The sequence below is a fragment of the Sorangium sp. So ce385 genome, from assembly GCF_051474135.1.
Lineage (GTDB): Bacteria > Myxococcota_A > Polyangia > Polyangiales > Polyangiaceae > Sorangium > Sorangium cellulosum_D.
On the sequence record NZ_CP150337.1, the window covers coordinates 3,338,754 to 3,357,345 of the forward strand.

Here is an 18,592-nt window from a genome sequence, read left to right on the forward strand (position 1 = left end):
CCCGACGGGCCTGGCTCGAACGAGCAGACGGGGCGGAACGTTTGCTCTGGCGGCGCCGCCGCGCTAAGCGGCTGCGCACATGGAGCCGCGCCTCGTCCGGGAAATGCTTGAGCGCGTTCGCACCGGCGAGCTCGCCGTCGAGGAGGCGCTGGAGGCGCTCCGAGGCCTGCCTTTCCGGGATCTGGGCGTCGCGACCGTCGACCACCACCGCGCCCTCCGGCAGGGCGTGCCCGAGGTGATCTTCGGCGAAGGGAAGACCCCCGAGCAGATCGCCCTGATCGCCCAGGAGATTTCGGGGGCCGGGCAGAACGTGCTCGTGACCCGGGTCGACGCCGCGAAGGGCGCGGCGGTGGCGTCGCTCTTGCCCGCGTTTCGCTACGTCCCCCTGGCGCGGACCGGCACCGTCGAGGTCGCGCCGACGCCGAAGCGCTCCGCCGGTCCGGTCGCGGTCGTGACCGCGGGCACGAGCGACCTCCCGGTCGCCGAGGAGGCCATCGAGACGCTGCGCGCCGTGGGGCTCGAGGCGAAGCGGCTGTACGACGTGGGGGTCGCCGGGCTGCATCGGTTCCTCCATCGCGTCGAGGAGCTGCGCAAGGCGTCTGCCGTGATCGTGGTCGCGGGCATGGAGGGCGCGCTGCCGAGCGTGGTCGGCGGGCTCGTGGCGGCTCCGGTCGTCGCGGTCCCGACGGCGGTCGGCTACGGCGCGGCCCTGGGCGGCTTCACCGCGCTCTTCTGCATGCTCACGTCGTGCGCCTCCGGCGTCGCCGTGGTCAACATCGACAGCGGCTTCGGCGCGGCGATGGTGGTGCACCGCATGTTGCCGAAGGAGTGAGCGCTCGACGAGCGCGACCGCGGGAGCGCCGCGAGGCACAGACGCCCGGCGAACGGAGCAGGCGAGACATGGGACACGGGCACGATCACGACCATGCGCATGGGCACGATCACGACCATGCGCATGGGCACGGTCACGATCACGACCACGACCATGCGCACGGGCACGACCATGCGCATGCGCACGGTCACGACCATGACCACGGGCACGACCACGCGCACGGCCACGACCACGCGCACGGTCACGACCACGATCGCTCGCACGGCCACGCGCACGATCACGACCCTGCGCACGGGCACGATCACCCGCGCGCGCCGCTCCTCGAAGAAGGCGCTGGCGCCGGCAAGATCCTGTTCTTCGATGCCTTCAGCGGGATCGCCGGCGACATGACCATCGCCGCGCTGCTCGATCTCGGGGTGCCGCTCCTCGTCATCGAGCGCGCCGTCGCGGCGCTGCCCATCGAGGGGTTCCACCTGCACCGCGGGCACGCCCACCGCAGCGGCATCGTGGCGACCTCGTTCGACGTGCACGTCGAGGCGCCGCAGCCGGAGCGCACCTATGGCTCGATCGACGCCATGCTCGCCGCGGCGCCGCTCGATCCGCCCGTCGCCGCGCTGGCGCGCCGGATCTTCCGGCGCCTCGGCGAGGCGGAGGCCGCCGTGCACCGGATCCGCCTGGAAGACGTGCACTTCCACGAGGTCGGCGCCGTCGACGCGATCGTCGACATCGTGGGCGCCGCCGCGGCCATCGTGCACATCGGGGCGGAGGTCGTCGGATCGCCGCTGCCCATGGGGCGCGGGTTCGTGAAGGCGCGGCACGGGATCCTCCCGCTGCCGCCGCCCGCCGCGGTCGCGTGCCTCCGTGGCGTCCCGACCTACGGCGTCGACCTCGACGCCGAGCTGGTCACGCCCACCGGCGCGGCCATCATCGCCGCGCTGGCGACCCGGTTCGAGCGCTGGCCGACGTTCGCGCCCGACCGGATCGGCTTCGGCGCCGGCCAGCGAGAGCTCCCGGACCGCCCCAACCTGCTGCGGGTCGTCCTGGGGACGCGCTCGGGCGGGGAGGAGAGCCTCGGCAGCGCGTCGCACGTGATCGTCGAGGCCAACGTCGACGACCTCACCGGCGAGGTGGCGGGGCACGCGATCGAGGCGCTGTTCGCGGCAGGCGCGCTCGACGCGTGGGCGGCGCCGATCACGATGAAGAAAGGGCGGCCCGCGCTGACGATCGCGGCGCTCGCCGCCGCCCCCCAGGCCGACGCGGTGGCGACGGCGCTGCTCCGCGAGACGACCAGCATCGGGCTCCGGAAGATCCCGGTCGCCCGCACGGAGCGGCCGCGGCGCATCACCACCGTGAAGACCGCGTACGGCGCCATCCGGGTGAAGATCAGCGAGGGGCCGTTCGGGCCGCCGCAGATCAAGCCGGAGTTCGACGACTGCGCCGCGGCGGCGAGGACCCACGGCGTCCCGGTGCGCGAGGTCGTCTCGGCGGCGCTCGCGGCCGCCAAGGGGTGACGCGGCGGCCGCCGGTCGAGGCCGCCGGCGGCGACGCGACGCCTCGGGGCCTCGCGCGCGCCCGCGCTCACCGGGCAGAGCGCTGAACGCGCGCGCTCAGTCGGGGCGCTGGATCGGCAGCGCCTCGGCCTCCCACGCGAGGAAGCCCCCCTCGAGGAACGCGACGGGGACGCCCTCCTCCGCGAGCTTCGCGGCGACGTCCTTCGACTTGTCGCCGGAGCGACAGTAGAGCACCGGCGCGCCGGCCAGCATGTGGAGCTCGGCGAGCCGGCCCTCGATCTCCTCCAGCGGGATGTGCACCGCGCCGGGAATGTGCGCGCGCCCGTAGGCGGGGCCCTCGCGCGTGTCGACGGCGACCACCTGACCCTCGCGGATCAGCTGCGCCAGCTCGGCCGCCCGGATGGCGCCCTCGGCGCGCGGGAGGAACGGATCGAGGAGCTCGCGGAGCTGCTTGCGGTTGAGGACGCCCTGCTCCGCGGCCGCCGGGCGGCCCCGGTGAAAGACCATGAACGTCGGGACGGCCTGGATGCGCAGCATCGTGGCGATGCGCTTCGACTTGTCGATGTCGATCTTGACCACCTTGGCCTTGCCCTCGAGCTCGCGCGCGATGGCGTCGACCTCCGGCGCGACCGTTTTGCACGGCCCGCACCAGGTGGCGGTGAAATCGATGAGCACGGGCAACTCGCTGCGGAGCACCTCGCGCTCGAACTCCTGCTCGCTGATCTCGGGAACGGCCATGGCGGGCGAATTCATAGCGGGCCTTCCCATCGAGATCGAGTGGCGCGAGGCCCCCGCCGCCGAGATCGCGCGGATGAGGCCGATTTCGGCGAAGTCCCGGCGCGACCTGGGCGCGGGCGCGCGGCCGGCGGGCGCTGCGGAGGCGGCCGCGGGCGCTCCGCCGCGCGCGCCCTCAGCGCGGCGTCCGCGAGCGCACGGTGCGCGCGTCGACGGCGTCGCGCAGCGCGTCGGCGATGAGGTACGAGCCGCCGACCGTCGCGAGCAGCAGCAGGCCGGGGAGCACGAGCAGCCGGATCTCGCTCGGGTGCCGCGCCGCCTGGCCCAGCGTCTCCCCCCACGACGCCACGCGCGTGGGCGCGCCCATCCCGAGGAAGGAGATCGCCGCCTCGAGCAGGACCACGGACGCCACGCCGAGCACCGAGCTCACGATCGTGGGGCCGAGCGCGTTCGGGAGGATGTGGCGGTAGAAGACGCGCAGCCGGGTGCTGCCGAGCGCGCGCGCGGCCATCACGTACTCCTCGCTGGAGGCGCGCAGCACCTCGGCGCGCACGAGGCGCGCGATCTCCGCCCAGCGGACGAAGGCGACCGCGAGCACCAGCGACAGCGCGGAGGGCTCGCGCTCGATGGCGCGCACGATCGCCACGACGAGGATCGCCGGGAAGGTGTCGACCGTCTCGACGAGGCGGACGAGGCCGTCGTTCCAGAAGCCGCGCAGCGTGCCGGCGAGGCCGCCGAGCACGACGCCGAGGAACATGCCCACGAGCACCGCGCTGAGCGACAGCCCGAGCGCGGTGCGCGCGCCGTAGATCAGCCGCGCGGCGAGATCGCGGCTCTCGAAGTCCGTGCCGAGCGGGTGATCGAGCGAGGGCGACGCGTTCGGGCCGGCGTCGGTGCGCTGCTCCGGGCCGTAACGGATGGGCGGCCAGATCGCGACGCCCACCTCGAAGCGCACCCGGAGCTCGGCCTCGGTGAGCGACTCGAGCTCCGCGGCGTCGGTGACCGCGGGCAGGATCTCGGCGCCGTCCGGCCCGAACCGGGCGATGGGCGCGGGGGCGGCGAGCAGCTCCGCGAAGATGGCGAGCAGCGCGAGCACGCCGAGCAGGATGGTGCCCGCGGCGACGCGCTTGCTGCCGACCATCCGGCGGAGGAACGCCGCCGCGTGCGTCACGCCCCGCTCCTCCGCGACAGCACCGCCGGGCCGAGCCGCGGGTCGACGAGCACGTACGCGAGATCGGTGACGATCACGCCGAGCGCGGCGATGCCCGCGGCGCCGATGGAGATGGCCATGAGCCAGCTCACGTCGCGCGCCTGCACGGCGAGGAGGGTGAGCTCGCCGAGGCCGTGGAGCTCGAAGACGCGCTCCACGACGAAGGCGCCGCCGAGCGCCATCGGCGGCTCGAGCATCGCGAGCGTCACGACCGGGAGCACGGCGTTGCGCAGCCCGTGGACGGCGATGGCGCGCGCGGCGCCGGCGCCGCGCGCCCGCGCGGCCCGGATGAAGTCCTGCGTGAGCACGGCGACGAGCGCCGCGCGCTGCTGGCGCGTCGGCGCGGCGATGAGCGAGAGCGCGATGAGGCACGTCGGCAGGAGCAGCGATTCCGCGCCGCCCGTGAGGAGCGCGGCGGCCACGGCCACGACGGCGGTCGGGAGGACGGCGAGCGTGAGCACGGCGGCCGCGACGGCGGAGTCGCTCCGCCGCCCGCGCGAGGCCGCGCTCAGCGCGCCGAGCGGGACGGCCACGGCGTAGGCCAGGGCGATCGCCCCGAAGACGAGCGTGAGCGTGACCGGCGCGCGCCGCTCGAGCTCGTCCAGCACCGGCTCGCCGGTCGCCGCGACGCCGAGGCGGTGGGTGACCGCGCCGAGCGCCCACTTGCCGTACCGCGTCTCCAGCACCGTCGCCGCGAGCCGCGCCGGGCCGGAGAACACCTCGAAGTCGCTGCGGTAGACGTTCCAGAACGACTTCCACCGCGTGACGCACGCGCGCGCCTCCGCGAGGTCCTCGCCCGGCGCGATCCGGTCGTCGATCTCGGTGATGTGGGCGGCGACGTCGACGAGGGCGCGCGCCTGCTCGAGCGTCGCCGCGTCGCGCGGCGGCTGGAGCGCGGCGATCACCGGCTGCAGGGCGAACGTGTCGAGCTCGAGCAGCTCGGCGGCGCGCGACTCGGAGCCGTAGCGGACCAGGCGGCGCACGGCGCTCCGGACCGACGGGCTCCGGAACTCGATGCCGCGGTCGTCCCAGAAGCGCGTCCAGAAGGCGACCGCGTGCGCGGGGTCCGCGGCCTCGTCCGCGCGCGGCAGGCTCATCCGCGCCGCGACCGGCGCGAGCGCGAGGGCGACGCGGGTGCGCGGCTCGGGCGCGAGCGCGTCGAGCGGCAGGATGTGCGGCAGCGCGGCGCCGCCGAGCCGCCGCAGCTCGTCGGCCGCGGTGGCCGCGCCGTCGCCGCCGGCCGCGACCGCCTGCACGGCCGCGAGGGCGCGCAGGCGCACGTCGCGCGGCTCCAGGTTGATGAAGCGCGGGAGGTCGAGGAAGCGCTCCCGGCGCAGCCGCGCGAGCTCCGCGCTGGAGAGCGAGCTGGCGAGGAGCGGATCGTCCGTGGGATCCGGGACGAACGAGAGCACGAAGAACGTCAGCAGCGAGACGCCGACGAGGGTGGGCAGCGTCCAGAGGAGCCGTCGGAGCGCGTGGCGGAGCATCTCTCTCGCGCGGGGTCAGCGCAGGATGGCGTCGAGCAGGTCGATGCGCATCCCGAACTTGTAGGGGGAGGCCTTGACCACCTCCGTCTTCTGGCCGGAGATCGTCTCGTCGTTGCCCTCCAGGTAGCCGCCGGCGTTGATGCCGATGACCTTGCCCTGGCCGTTGAAGATGGGGCTCCCGTTCATGCCGCTCGTGCTGCGGGCGTCGTGCTGGATCAGCCAGGCGTCGGCCGCGGCCGCGGGCCGCCCGTTCGCGCCGGTGATCCGGCCGATGTTGGCGGCCAGGAACGTGGCGACGGGGTTCGCGGCGTCGGTGAGGCGCTCGGGGAAGCCGATCAGGTACACGTCGTCGCCCGCGCCGGCCGCGGCGAGCTCCTCGCGGGTGGCGAGCTCCAGGACGGCGGCGGCGCGCCCCGTGATCGACACGACGCCGATGTCCGGGGTGAGCTGGTCCGCGCTGTCGCGGTACTGGGGGTGCGTCCGCATGCTGGTCACGGCGAAGCTTATCTGGCCCCGGCCCTCGTTCTCGAGCGCCACGATCGCGCCGCCGCGGCGCTTGGCCGCCGTGATGCAGTGCGCGTTCGTCGCGAGGACGGAGGGCCGCACCGCGAACGCCGTGCAGAACCCCTCGCGCCCCGAGGCGAGCATGAAGATCCCCTTTCTGAAGCGGTCGTGGAGGTTGCGCCCGAAGTTGGCGTTCGAGGGGTGCAGCGTGCCGAGGCGCCGCTCGATCTCCTTGCGCCGCGGGTCCTCGGGCGGGAGGCGCGCGAGCTCGGCGCGCAGCTGGCTGATCTCGTCGTGGGAGGAGCGGTTGTAGACGATGAGCGCGGCGAGGCTCGCGAGCGCGAGCACGAGGAGCGAGGCGAGGATGTAGGTCGTGCGACGCTGGCCCGCGGTCGCGGCGTGCACCTCCTTGTGGAGCATGGCGTTGAGCTCGACGGTGCCCCGGGGCTTCGCGCGCCCCGTGGCGGCCGAGACGGCCGAGGAGATCATCATGGCGATCGTCCGCTCGCCGACCCGCCGGGCGCCGGCCGGCGGCGCGGCGGCGACGTGCCCGGGGTGGGCCCCGGCGGGCGCGGCGTATCCCGCGGCTTGCGCCGGGAGAGCGGCGGCCGGCGCGGGGTGGCCGGCGCCCGGCGCCGGGTACACGGCCGGCGCGGGATAGCCGGCGGCCTGCCCCGGGTGAGCGGCGGCAGGCGCCGGATACGCAGCGCCCGCCGGGTACGCCGCGGGCGCAGGGTAGCCCGTGGGCGCGGGGTAGGCCGCGCCGGGCGCCGGGTAGACCGCGGCGGGCGCGGGGGGAGGCGGCGCCGCGTGCGCCTGCGGCGGACCCGGAGGCCGGCGCTCGACGACCTCGATCCGCACCCGAGGGCCCTTCGTGCCGAACGTGACCTCGTCGCCCGAGACGATCGGGTGCCGCTTGATCCGCTGCCCGCCCGCGTAGGTTCCGTTGCGGCTGTCGAGGTCGTACAGCACCCAGCCCGCCGCCTCGAGGCGCGCCTCGGCGTGGTGGCTGCTCGCGTCGCGATCGTGGTTCGGGTCGAACACGACGTCGTTGTCCGGCGCGCGGCCGAAGCGCACCACGCGCTTGTCATGGAGCTCCACGGACCCGGCGTTGCGCCCGAACGTGTGCACGACGCGCAGCATCACGGCGCGGGGACCCCCTTCAGCAGATCGATGCGCATCCCGATCCGGAACGGCGAGCTCTGCGTCACCGTCGTCTTGCGCCCGTCGATGGTCACGTCGTCCTCGTCGTCGATGTGCGCGGCGTGGATGCCGATCACGTGCCCGTACTGGTTGAAGATCGGGCTCCCGCTGTTGCCCCCGCGCGTGACCGCGTCGTGCTGGATGACGACGGCGCGGTCCGGCGTCGTCGCCTCGTCGTCGATGCCGGTCACGCGCCCGATGCGGCCCTCGAGGAACGTCGCCGAGGGGCTCAGCGGATCCATCAGCCGGCCGGGGAAGCCGAGGACGTAGGCGTCGTCGCCGGGCCCGATCGCCCGCAGCTCGGCGTCGTTCGCGAGCTTCACCGTGTGCGACGCCCTGCCGTCGATGCGCAGCAGGGCGACGTCCGGCGAGCCGGCCCCCGCCTTCCCGGGCTTGTACGCCGGGTGGGCCGACATCGCGACGATGCGGAACCGGGTCTTCCCCATCGAGTCGTTCTGCGTGACGATCGGAGTGCCGCCGCGCGCGCGGCAGTCGCGGACGCAGTGCGCGTTCGTGGCGAGCAGGTCGGGCGCGACGGCGAAGGCCGAGCAGCAACCGCCGATGCGGTTGTCCACCTTGTAGCCCATCACGTAGAGGGCCAGCCGGTTCTTCTCGAAGATGGCGCGGCCCGAGAGCACCTGCTCCGGGATCTCGCCCGTCGGCCGCGCCGCGGGCGCGACGCCGAGGCCGACCTCGCGCGCCAGCGCGTCGGCCGCCCGGCGCGACCGGTACGCGACCACGCCCGCCACCGCCACCGCGACGAGCGCCGCGGCGACGCCGAGCCCGAGCAGCAGGTTGTGGCGCGCCACCCGCCGCCGCGCCTCGTCCGCCTTGGCCCGCACCAGCGCGACCGCCTTCTCCTCGCGCTGCATCGCATGCACGACGGCGTCCCTGACGATGCGCTGCGCGGTCTCGACGTCGACGCGGCCGTCCGCGCCCGGTCCCCGCGGGGGCGGCCCTTCCTGCGGGGCGGCCGGAGCCTGCCGGCCACGCTTGTCGTTGCTGCGCAGCATCGCGGTGGGTGGCGCGCGCACGTGCGCGGCGCGCGGCCTAACGGAGCAGGTAGTAGCCGGCGATGGTAACGCACGCGACGGCGCTCACGATCATCAAGATCACGAGCCACTGCGGCGCGCCGTCGGTCGGGATCATGATCGGCTCGTCGCCCTGGACGGGGGCGCGGGCCTTGCGCTCCTCCAGCGCGTCGTCCGCCGGCAGGGGCGAGATGACGGGGTCGTACTCGTCGCCGTCCTCGTCCAGGTCGCTGTCCGCGGCGCTCAGCCACGACTTCGGCGAGGGGGGGCGCTGCGAGATCTTCTTCTCGTCGAGCTCCTTCACCTTGCGCGCCGGCTCGGACGCGGCGGCGTTCTGCGCGAGGAGGTGCTCGGGCAGCGAGTACTTCTGGTAACGGAGCTCCTCGATGTCGACGAGGTCCGCCTCGGCGAGCCCGTCGCCGTCGAACTTCGCGACCACCACCGTGATGTTGTCGTGGCCGCCCGCCTGGTTGGCCCGATCCGTCAGCACCTTGCAGGCCTCGATCGGATCGTCGACGGTCCGCAGCACCTCGCGGATCTCCTCGTTCCGCACCATGCCCGAGAGCCCGTCGGAGCAGAGCATCAGCGTGTCGCCCCGCTTGAGCTCCACGTAGGTGAGGTCGACCTGCACCGAGTCCGCCGTGCCGAGCGCCTGGAGGATGATGTTGTTGTGCTCGAAGGTCTCGGCCTCCTCCTCGGTGAGCTGGCCGGCCTCGATGAGCTGGTTCACGAGCGACTGATCGCGCGTCACCTGCACGAGCCGATCGCCGCGCAGGACGTACGCGCGGCTGTCGCCGACCTGGCCGAGGAACAGGTGATCGTCCATGAGCGCGGCGATGGTCGACGTCGTCCCCATCCCGCGCCGGGTGCGATCGAGCTTCGCCTCGCTGAAGATCCTGAGGCCCGCGGCCTCGATCGCCTGCACGAGCCGCGCCGCGAGCTCGTCGTGGTTCTGCGGGGGGCCGCCGGCGCTCATCCGCTGGTAGATGATGTCGACCGCGAGCTGGCTCGCGACCTCGCCGGCCGCGGCGCCGCCCATGCCGTCGCACACGCCGAGCAGCGCGCCGCGCTCGCCGACCACCTGGTAGCGGTCCATCTCCATGAGGCCGCGGCTCGCCTTGGTGAGATCCGCGACGATGAAGTTGTCCTCGTTGTGCTCGCGGACCTGCCCCACGTCGGTCCGGCCGAACAGCCGCAGCACGACCTCGGGTCGACGCGGCTCGGCCGGCGCCGCGGCCCCGTCGTCCGCGTCGTCGGGGCGCTGCGCGCCCTCCGCCGGCTCGTCGCCCTCGGCGGGGCGCAGGGTCGAGCCGTCGCCGACGGCCTCCGCGGCGGGGGTCTCGTCGAGCGCGCCGTCGTGCGACGCGACGACCGCCGGGGCCCCGAGGGAGGCGTGCGCGTGAACGCCGGCCGGCGGCGCGTCGGGGGTCGCCGCGTCGGCGACGTCGTCCGACCGCGTCGCGCTTCCATCCGCGTCGTCCTCGCGCAGCCCGCCCGCGGTGAGCCGCACCCGCGGCGGCGGAGGGAGCTTCCTCCCGACCTTGTCGGGGCCTGGGGCGCCGGGCGCCTTCACGGATTTCACGGCGATGCCAGCCTTCTGTTCGCGCGCGGCGTTCGCGGCCGGGCGCATCTTGGGCGGCGGGGGCGGCTTCCAGTTCACGGGCTTGCCTGCTTCCAGAGACCCCGCCTTGCCGGCCTCGAGCGACGCGGCGCCGTGCGGGGAATCACCAAGGGCCTTGCCCGCGTTGCCGCTCGGGTCGGTCCCCACCGACGCCGCGCTCGAGAGCCCCTCGACTTCCATCGCCTCGGTCGGCGTTTCGCGGACGGTCGGGTCGCTCATCGGGAGAGATCCACGCGGAACAGGTGCTGCCCGATGCGCACGAAGTCGCGATCCTGGAGGCTGACGTCCTCGCGGATGGCGACGTACGTCCCGTTCGACGACTCCAGGTCGGTGAGCGTGAACTCCCCCGTGGCCGGGTTCCTCCGGATGGCGGCGTGACGTCGCGAGAGGAACGGGTCGGCCGTGAACACGATGTCTCCCGTTTCCCGTCCGATCACCGTCTCGTCCCGGTAGAGGTGGTACACGTCCCGCGTCACGCCCTCCACCGTCCGCTGGCAGAGTCGCGCCCGCCGGTGGATGGCGGGCGAGCCAAACAGCAACGTTCCATGCTGGATCGCATGGCCGAGGCCTCGCTCCCCGTCGCTCACGGTCTGAAACTGTAACACCTCGAGCCCCAGGAGGAGCAAGTCGGCATCTCGAAGGGCGTGCGTCTTCCGGATGCGCAGGTAGATGCGGTTGACGCTGCCCAGGTCACGGAGAACCCAGGACCCGTTCTGCGGAATGATCCGCGCGTGCCGCGGCGAGACGTACAGGTCGTCCTCGAGGACGATATCCCCCTCGGTGCGGCCGATGTCGATCTGCGGTCCGGTGAGGGGAAAGCTCTTCCCCTCGGTCCCGTCTTCGACGATCACGATGAGCTTGCCGTCGGGCGCCCGGGCCGGCCGCGTGTCGGCCGGGACCCACGCCGGCGGGCGGACCGAATAAGACGCCCGCAGCGGAGCGAGCGGCACCTGGGAAGGCGGCGGCACGCTGCCCGCCTCGGTCGAGAGCGGCCCGGCGGCGTCGCCCTGCGGGGGCCGCGGCGGGTCGTGCGGGGGCCGCGGCGGGTCGCGCCCGACCTCCGGGGCGAGCGAGGGCGCGGGCTGCGGGCGGTCGGCGGCGGGCCTGGACGGGCGCTCGGAGACGGGCCGCTCGCCCTCGAGCGGCGCCCCGCAGTACTTGCAGAACCGCGTGCCCGCGAGGCACTGGCCGTGGCAGCGCGCGCACTCGACAGGCCGGGCCGGCGCCTTCTGCGACGACGCGATGTCGAGCACCGGCGAGCCGACGATCTTGTCGGGGGTGCTCCCGCTGGCCGGGGGAGGGGGCAGCCGCGGGGGCGGCTGGGCGACGGGCGGCAGCGGAGGCGGCGCCGGCCTGGCCGGCGGCGAGGCGCCGGGGCCCTGCCGCAGCGCGTCCGCGACGCCGGGGCGCTCGTCGCGCGGCGCGGGCGGCGGCGCGGCCTCCGGCGCAGGCGCGTGCCGGGGCGCGGCATCCTGGACCCCCCGCGCCGTCGTCTTGGTCTCCTCGGGCGGCGGGTGCACCACGTACGGCGCGGCGGGGGACAGCGCGCCGTCCGGGCCGCTGCCGCGCGCTCGCCTTGGCGCGACGCTCGCCGGCTGCGGCGCGCCCGCCGGCGCGGCGCCGTCCTTCCGGTGGAGCGGCGCGCCGCACGTCACGCAGTAGCGGTAGCCCGGCGGGTTGTCCCCGCCGCAGCTCGCGCACGAGAGCCCCAGCAGCGCCTCGGTGATCGAGGGCGTCGCCTGCGCCAAGGACGGCGCCTCCCCGTCGCTCCGGTCCGCGGGCCGCGGCCCTTGCAGCGCCGGCGCCATCTGGATGGCGCTGTCCAGCGCGCCCACGGCCGGCGTCGCGGCGCCCTCGCGCGCGGGGGCGGACCGCGCGGCGATCTCCGCGCGGCCGTGCGACGCCGGCATGGCGGGCTCCGTCCTCGCCGAGCCGATCGGGCTGAACGAGAACACCGGCGCCTCCGGGCGAAGGCGCCCCGGCGCGCCGCGGGCCCCCGGCGCTCGGGCGGCCCCGCGGGCGTCGTTCGCGGGCGGCGTGTCGGCCTGCGCGGGCGAAGGCAGCGCCGGGAGCGACACCTGGGGCAGGCCGCTCGGCGGCGTCGGCGGGGCGACGCGCGCCTCGCGCGCCTTGAGCCGTCGGCCGCAATCCTGACAGAACGTCAGATCGGCAGCGTTGTCGCGACCGCACACATCGCAGATCACGCTGCCGAGGGGACCGCGGAGCGACGGTCGAGTCAAGTGGACGGTGCGTTCTCTCGAGCGGGCAGGGGGAGCCGCTCAGCGTCGACCGAGCTCGGTCCGCACCTCGAGCAGGAGCTCGAAGCCCACGAACTGCGCGATGCCGGTGCCCCGCTCGTAGTTGGCCGTGTCCTTCCAGCCCGCGATCAGCACCGGCCGGTAGACGCAGCTGACGCCGAGCACCGCGCGGCGCGACACCTCCAGCTCGACGCCGACGCCGCCGAAGATGAGCGCGCCGCCCGTCTCGACGCCCCACTCGTTGCCGTAGACGACGCCGCCGATGCCGGCGGAAAAGTACGGGGCCGCTCGGTAGCCGATGTCCGGCATGTACCTCATCTCGGCGCGCAGCTGCTGGAAGATGCCGAGCCGGTAGAGGTTGCTCGAGTCCATCTTGGTGAACTGGTACGCGCCGCCGAAGTACCAGGGGCCCGGCGATCGGTAGCCGCCGCGGATCGCGAGCCCGCCGCCGCTGCCCAGGATGCACGAGTATAGCGGCCCCGATCTCGGGCAGACGGCGCCGGGGTCGAGGCTGATCTCCGCCACGAGGGCGACGCCGTACTGCGCGTACTCGACGTGCAGCGGCGGCGGCCGCGCGGCGAGCTCCACGCGCGGCTTGACGGGAGGAGGCAGCGGCCGCGCGGCGGCGGCGTCGCTCGCCTGCGCGTCGCGCGCGGCGCCTCCGGGCGCGGCGAGCGCGCCGTCGCTCCCGTCGCGCGCGGCCTCGCCTGTCCGGGCGCCGGCGCGAGCGTCGGGCGCGGCGGAGCGGAGGTCGCCCTCGGCCTTGCCCTCCGGCGGCGCGGCGGGCGCTGTCAAGGACAGCAGCGCGCTCGCCGCGAGGGTCGCGGCCGGGAGCGCGCCGGGCGGAGGTCGTAAACGCACGAGTTGCTTGAGATACGCGAGAGATCTGCCGCGGGCAACGCCCGTCCGCGCGCGGGCGGCGGGGCCCGGGGGCGGCTGTCGGTCCCCCGCCGCGCCGTCAGGAAAAGAGGGGACGGGAGGGGGAGGCGAGCGGTCTCGTGAAGCTCGACTCCATACGCCGCTTGACGGCAGCTGCGAGGGTCGCCTAAACGAAGCCACCTTCATGGAGATTCACCTCGACAAGCGTGCCGTAAAGCAGATCCGCCTCTCTGCGGCGGATGCCGTTGAGGAAGGCGACACCGAGGCGCTGCGCGAGGACGTCCTCGAAGCGTTCTCGGAAGAGCAGGTCGAAGAGATCGAGCGTCGTCTGGACAGCGGTGATTTTTTTGAGTTCTTGACCGACGTGCTCGACGAGTGGGGGGGCGACGACGTAGACGAGCTCTTCGAGCTCCTCGAGACGCAGCTCGGCGACATCGGCATCGACCTGAAGTACGAGCCGCGCGAGGACGACGACGACCTCGACGAGGCTGAGGACGACGACCTCGGCGACGATGACGACGACGAGGGCGACGACGACGCCGAGCTCGAGCCCGAGGACGACGAGGACGACTGACCGCGGGGCGGTCCGCCGAGAGGGCGGTCCGTCGCCACGACCGGCCGCCGACACGGCCGGCCGCCGCCACGGCGATGCGCCGTGCGGCGCCCCGCGTCAGCGGTCCTTTTCGCTGTCCTTTCCGCCGTCGAGCTCGCGCACGATGTAGTCCGCGCACGGGCGCTGCGGCGCCGGGAGCGACGGGCAGATCGCGTGCGCGCAGCGCGCGTAGCGCGACTCGGGGAGCTCCCGGGTGATGAGCGCCGCGGTCGCGCACGCCTCCTGGGTCCGGCCGTCCTCGCGCCACAGCTTCGCCTCGGCCCAGAGCGCGTCGTCGCGCAGGATGGACGCGGGGTGGTTCGTGTAGAGCTTGCGCAGCTCGCGGCGCGCGGCCGCGCGATCGCCGAGCGCGTCGCGGTAGAGCCGCGCGATCTCCAGCTGCGCGTCGTCGAACCGCCCGCGGTCGTAGCTGCCGGTCGCGGCGGACTCGCGCGGCGCGAGCAGCTCCCTCAGGTAGCCGATGGCCTCCTCGGGGCGCCCGAGGGCGGCGGCGAGCTCCGCCGCGCGGAACAGCGCGTCGTCGGTCAGGCTGCCGACGGGGTACGGGTGCGCGCGCGCCGCGGCGACGAGCGTGCGCAGCGCGCCCTCGCGATCGCCGCTCCGCTCGAGGAGCAGCCCCGTGTGGTAGGCGACGTCCTGATCGAGCTCCGTCCCGCGGAACGCCGGGCCGTGCTGCCGCAGCCACGCGAGCGCGCCGCCCACGCCGGCGCGCTCCTCCTCGCGCCGGAGGAGCCGCTTCAGCGCGTTGCGCGCGAGCCCGTGCGACGGGTTCCGTCGCGTCGCCGCGAGGAGCATCGCGTAGCCCGCGTCGGCGTCGCGGTGCTCGATCGCGAGATCGGCGAGCTCGAACTCCGCGCGCGCCGAGCGCGGCCCGCGCGGCGAGTCGGCGAGCAGCCGCTCGTACGACGCGCGCGCCTCGGCCCAGGCCTCGGCGCGCTCGAAGGAGCGCGCTTGCAGGAGGCGCGCCTCATCGCGGTCCTTCACGCGCAGCGCGCGCGACGCGGCGCCGTCGAACGAGCGGGCCGCCTCGCGGTAGCGCCCCGCGTGGTAGGCGCGCTCGCCGGCGGCCATCGCGGCGACGTAGGCGTCGCCGCGCGCCGGCGCGCACGCGGGGCCGAGCAGCGCGGCGATCGCGAGGGCGAGCGCCGAGGCGGCGGCGCGGCGGCTCATGCGCGCGCGCCCTCGTGGCCGCGATCGCGCGGCGCCGAGAGCACCTCGGCGAGCGCCTCGGCGAGGGCGCTCGCCGCGGGCGCGACCTGCTCGGGCGCGACGTCGAGGTGGGTCACGGCACGGATGGTGCTCTTGCCGGTCGCCCCGACGAGCACGCCGCGCCGCCGCGCGGCGTCGACGAGCCGCTCGGCCGGGACCCCGGGCGTGTCGACGTAGAGGATGTTCGTCTCGGGCTCCTCGATCGTCGCGGGCGGCGACGTCGCGCCCGACCGGGCGGCGCCGCGCGCGGCGTCGCGCATCGCCCGCGCGATGGCGCGCGCGGTCTCGTGGTCCTCGGCGATGCGGCCCTGGTGGTGCGCGAGCGCGTACAGGGCGGCGGCGGCGAGCACGCCCGCCTGCCGCATGCCGCCGCCGAGCATCTTCCGGAAGCGCAGCGCGGCGCGGATCGCGTCGGCGCCGCCGCACAGCGCGGAGCCGACCGGGGCGCCGAGCCCCTTCGAGAAGCAGACGCTCACCGTGTCGAACGGCGCCGCGAGCTCGGCGACCGTGCGGCCCGAGGCGACCGCCGCGTTCCAGAGGCGCGCGCCGTCGAGGTGGAGCGCGAGGCCGTGCGCGCGCGCGACCTTCGCGATGGCGAGGACATCGTCCTGCGGGAAGACGCGCCCGCCGGCGCGGTTGTGGGTGTTCTCGATCGCGACGACGCGCGTGCGCGGCAGGGTGTACTGCGGCGGCTTGATCGCGTCCTCGACGTCCGCCGCCGTGAACAGGCCGCCGCGCCCTGCGAAGGCGAACTGCACGCCGCTCCACGCGGCCCCGGCGCCGCTCTCGTAAAACGCGCAGTGCGCGCCCTCGCCCGCGATCACCTCGTCGCCGCGCTGCGTGTGGCAGAGCAGCGCGATCTGGTTGCCCATCGTCCCGCTGGGCACGAACAGCGCGGCCTCCTTGCCCGTGAGCTCCGCGGCGCGCTCCTCGAGCCTGCGCACGGTGGGGTCCTCCCGGTACACGTCGTCGCCGACCTCGGCCGCCGCCATCGCCGCGCGCATGGCCGCGGTCGGTCGGGTCACCGTGTCGGAGCGGAGATCGATCATCGCTTGCCTCCTGAAAACCTCGGCCGTCGGACCGGCCGACATGCTAGCACCGCGCCCCCTCGCCCTTACGCGGGGCCCTCCGCCGCGAGCCGCGGGAACCGCTCGGCCATCCGCCACGCGATGCGCGTCGCCATCGCCATGATCGGCACCTGCGAGTTCACGCCGATGCTCGTGGGGAGGATGGAGCCGTCGGCCACGAAGAGCCCCGGCAGCTCGAAGCACTCGCCGCTCTGATCGACGATCCCGCGCCGCGGATCGTTGGCGACGCGCGCGCTCCCGAGCGGGTGGAACGCCATGCACTCGATGCGGCGCGCGTCGACGGGCGCGCGCTCGGCCGCGAGCGCGGCGTCCATCGACGTGATCGGCGGGGCGCCGATCATCGCGGTGTAGACCTCGCGCGCGCCGGCGGCGATCGCCATCTCGCTGAGGAGGGTGATCGAGCGGCGCAGCCGCGCGAGATCCCGCGGCGCCATCGCGTACGAGACGAGCGGCTCGCGGCCGGGGCCGGGGCGCACGCGGCCGCCGCCCTCGTCGTGGATCATGGCGCCGAAGACCGCGCAGCGCGGCAGCGCGCGGACCCGCCGCCGCAGCGCGGGCCCGACGCCGGGGAGGCCGGCCGCGAGCACGTTCACCGCCGAGTAGACGCCGACGAGCTTGATCCCCTCGGCGTCGAAGTGGTCGGAGTAGACGCTCTGGAGCGCGCCGTCCCAGCCGTTCAGCGCGTCGTCGAACCGCGCGACCACGCGCACCGCGGGGTGCAGCGTCACGTCGTTGCCGAGCGCGCCGCTCGCCTTGAACGCGCCCGCGGTGCGGAGGAGCAGCGGCGTGTGCAGCGTGCCGCACGCGGCGACCACGACCTTGGCGCGCACGCGGAAGCGGCGCGGCGGGGCGCCGGGCTCGCCGCCGAGCAGGGTCCCCTCGACGCCGGCGGCGCGCCCGCGCTTCACGGTGATCCGCTCGACCAGCGCGTCGGCGACGACGCGCGCGCCGCGCGCCGTCGCCGACGGCAGGTAGGCGACGTCGACCGAGCGCTTCGCCCCGGCGGGGCAGGTGAAGTTGCACCGGCCGTTCCCCTCGCACGCGTCGCCGGTGTTGCGGCGGAGCGGGCGCATCGGGATGCCGAGCCGCCGCGCCCCCTCGACGAACCGCGCCGTCGACGCGGAGCGCATCGCCTCCGGCACCTCGCGGACGTGGAGCCGCTCCTCGACGCTCTCGTACGCCGCCTCGAGCGCCCGCTCCGAGAGCTCGTCGAGGCCGAGGTCGCGCACCCACCGCGCGTGGACGCTGCCCGGGATGCGGAAGCAGACCCCGCCGGTCACCACCGACGAGCCGCCGACCGCGCGCCCGAGCGTGAGGGAGATGATCGGCGTCTCGCCCACGCCGAACGCCGTGACCATGCCGCCCTCGCGGAACAGCCGCCGCAGCGACTCGCTGGGCTTCCAGCGCTGGTAGTCGTCGGGGCGGTAGTAGGGGCCCTCCTCGAGCACGATCACGCGGCGCCCCGCCTCGGCGAGCAGCGCCGCCACGACCGCGCCGCCGGCGCCCGAGCCGACCACGGCGACGTCGCACGCCTCGTCGAACCCCGCCGGCAGATCGCGCCCGCGGACGATCGGCTCGCCCGACGCGATGGCGCCGCTCACGCGTCGCCCCGGGCGGCGGGCGCCGCGCGCGGAGCCTCGCCGGCGTCGGCGCGGGGCGCGCCCGGAGCGCCCGCGGCCGAGCGGAGCGCGGGCAGGCGGCGCCGCGCCGCGGTGCTCTCGCGATCGAGGCCCGTCAGCGCGAGCTCCGCGCCCTCCTCGAAGGCGGGGATGCACATCGGCACCTTGAAGGCGACGAGCAGCATCGCGAGGAGCCCGGAGCGGCTCGACTCCAGCGCCTCGAGGTAGGCGAGCCGCCGGCCCAGCGGGAGCCGGCTCATCCGGCTGAAGGCGCCGATCACGAAGGGCGGCAGGAGCTCGAGGCAGGCGGCCAGCAACGTGAACCCGCGCCGGGTCTCGGGGCTGGCCTGCCCGAGCGAGAGGTCCAGCGCCGCGACCGCGCGCTCGCACACCTCGGCGCCCGGCGGGGCGAGCTCGCCCCGCTCGTCCTCGTCGCAGAGCATCGCCTCCGCGGCGGACCACGCGACGCGGCGCGCCCAGGGCGAGAGCCCGCGCCCGGGGCGGTCCAGCCGATCGAGCCCTCGCGCGGCGCGCTCGCGCGCCACCTCTCCCGCGTTCTCCTGCATGGCCGCGAGAGCCTAAGCCCGGATCGACCCGGCGCCGAGATCCAAGGCGGCGCGCACCGCGGCCGGGTGATCCCGGGCGCTGGCCGCGGCCACGCGGAGGGGGCGCCTTCGCAGGTCGGCCGCGGCCCGCCGCGCGGCTCGTCGAGGCCGGCCGAGCGCGGCGAGGCGCCCGGCGCTCTCTCCTCGGCCCCGGCGCTTCGCCTCGACGCCGACACGACGCACCGCG

General features: G+C 75.3%; 15 protein-coding genes. 3 read left to right on the top strand and 12 right to left on the bottom strand.

The features are described from left to right. Window positions 1–79 precede the first annotated feature (79 nt). Together larB and larC are read left to right on the top strand one after the other, a co-directional pair. Window positions 80–832 (top strand): nickel pincer cofactor biosynthesis protein LarB, encoded by a 753-nt coding sequence (larB, locus tag WME83_RS12490; protein ID WP_437319505.1) that lies wholly within the window; start codon window positions 80–82, stop codon window positions 830–832. A 386-nt stretch (window positions 833–1,218) separates the two neighbouring features. After that, window positions 1,219–2,343 carry a nickel pincer cofactor biosynthesis protein LarC gene (larC, locus tag WME83_RS12495; RefSeq protein WP_063823628.1) on the top strand — a complete coding sequence of 375 codons (1,125 nt, stop codon included), beginning with the start codon at window positions 1,219–1,221 and terminating at the stop codon, window positions 2,341–2,343. 96 nt (window positions 2,344–2,439) lie between these two features. On the opposite strand, the gene trxA is transcribed toward larC, so the two are convergent. The 8 genes from trxA to WME83_RS12535 form a co-directional block, all read right to left on the bottom strand. Continuing rightward, entirely contained in the window at window positions 2,440–3,081 is a 642-nt protein-coding gene (gene trxA / locus WME83_RS12500; RefSeq protein WP_437319506.1) for a thioredoxin, read from the bottom strand. Window positions 3,082–3,253: 172 nt separating this feature from the next. Continuing rightward, on the bottom strand, window positions 3,254–4,249 hold the full coding sequence (locus tag WME83_RS12505) for an ABC transporter permease (RefSeq protein WP_437319507.1): 996 nt from the start codon (window positions 4,247–4,249) through the stop codon (window positions 3,254–3,256). Then, window positions 4,246–5,775: an ABC transporter permease gene (locus WME83_RS12510; protein ID WP_437319508.1), complete on the bottom strand. Its 1,530-nt coding sequence runs from the start codon at window positions 5,773–5,775 to the stop codon at window positions 4,246–4,248. The genes WME83_RS12505 and WME83_RS12510 overlap by 4 nt, the downstream gene beginning before the upstream one ends. 15 nt (window positions 5,776–5,790) lie before the next feature. Then, the gene (locus tag WME83_RS12515) at window positions 5,791–7,422 is read right to left on the bottom strand and encodes a trypsin-like peptidase domain-containing protein (RefSeq protein WP_437321990.1); all 1,632 of its coding nucleotides are present in this window, start codon (window positions 7,420–7,422) and stop codon (window positions 5,791–5,793) included. Then, window positions 7,422–8,516: a S1 family peptidase gene (locus WME83_RS12520; protein ID WP_437319509.1), complete on the bottom strand. Its 1,095-nt coding sequence runs from the start codon at window positions 8,514–8,516 to the stop codon at window positions 7,422–7,424. Before WME83_RS12520 ends, WME83_RS12515 begins: the two co-directional genes overlap by 1 nt. A gap of 16 nt (window positions 8,517–8,532) precedes the next feature. Continuing rightward, entirely contained in the window at window positions 8,533–10,353 is a 1,821-nt protein-coding gene (locus WME83_RS12525; protein WP_437319510.1) for a Stp1/IreP family PP2C-type Ser/Thr phosphatase, read from the bottom strand. After that, on the bottom strand, window positions 10,350–12,374 hold the full coding sequence (locus WME83_RS12530) for an FHA domain-containing protein (protein ID WP_437319511.1): 2,025 nt from the start codon (window positions 12,372–12,374) through the stop codon (window positions 10,350–10,352). Before WME83_RS12530 ends, WME83_RS12525 begins: the two co-directional genes overlap by 4 nt. A 39-nt stretch (window positions 12,375–12,413) precedes the next feature. Beyond that, a complete protein-coding gene (locus tag WME83_RS12535) occupies window positions 12,414–13,253 on the bottom strand; it encodes a hypothetical protein (protein WP_437319512.1) in 840 nt (279 codons plus the stop codon). 202 nt (window positions 13,254–13,455) lie between these two features. Between WME83_RS12535 and WME83_RS12540 the strand changes: the two genes are divergently transcribed. Continuing rightward, window positions 13,456–13,845, top strand: coding sequence for a hypothetical protein (locus WME83_RS12540; protein ID WP_129574434.1), 390 nt, complete (start codon window positions 13,456–13,458; stop codon window positions 13,843–13,845). A 96-nt stretch (window positions 13,846–13,941) separates the two neighbouring features. Here the strand turns inward: WME83_RS12540 and WME83_RS12545 are convergent, their stop codons facing one another. The 4 genes from WME83_RS12545 to WME83_RS12560 all read right to left on the bottom strand — a co-directional run bounded on the left by WME83_RS12545 (window position 13,942) and on the right by WME83_RS12560 (window position 18,366). Beyond that, complete coding sequence (locus WME83_RS12545) at window positions 13,942–15,054, bottom strand: tetratricopeptide repeat protein (protein ID WP_437319513.1); 1,113 nt, start codon at window positions 15,052–15,054, stop codon at window positions 13,942–13,944. Then, window positions 15,051–16,142 (bottom strand): low-specificity L-threonine aldolase, encoded by a 1,092-nt coding sequence (gene ltaE / locus WME83_RS12550; RefSeq protein WP_437319514.1) that lies wholly within the window; start codon window positions 16,140–16,142, stop codon window positions 15,051–15,053. The genes WME83_RS12545 and ltaE overlap by 4 nt, the downstream gene beginning before the upstream one ends. 65 nt (window positions 16,143–16,207) lie before the next feature. After that, entirely contained in the window at window positions 16,208–17,782 is a 1,575-nt protein-coding gene (locus WME83_RS12555; RefSeq protein ID WP_437319515.1) for a GMC family oxidoreductase N-terminal domain-containing protein, read from the bottom strand. Beyond that, window positions 17,779–18,366, bottom strand: coding sequence for a hypothetical protein (locus WME83_RS12560; protein WP_437319516.1), 588 nt, complete (start codon window positions 18,364–18,366; stop codon window positions 17,779–17,781). Before WME83_RS12560 ends, WME83_RS12555 begins: the two co-directional genes overlap by 4 nt. Window positions 18,367–18,592: the final 226 nt, after the last annotated feature.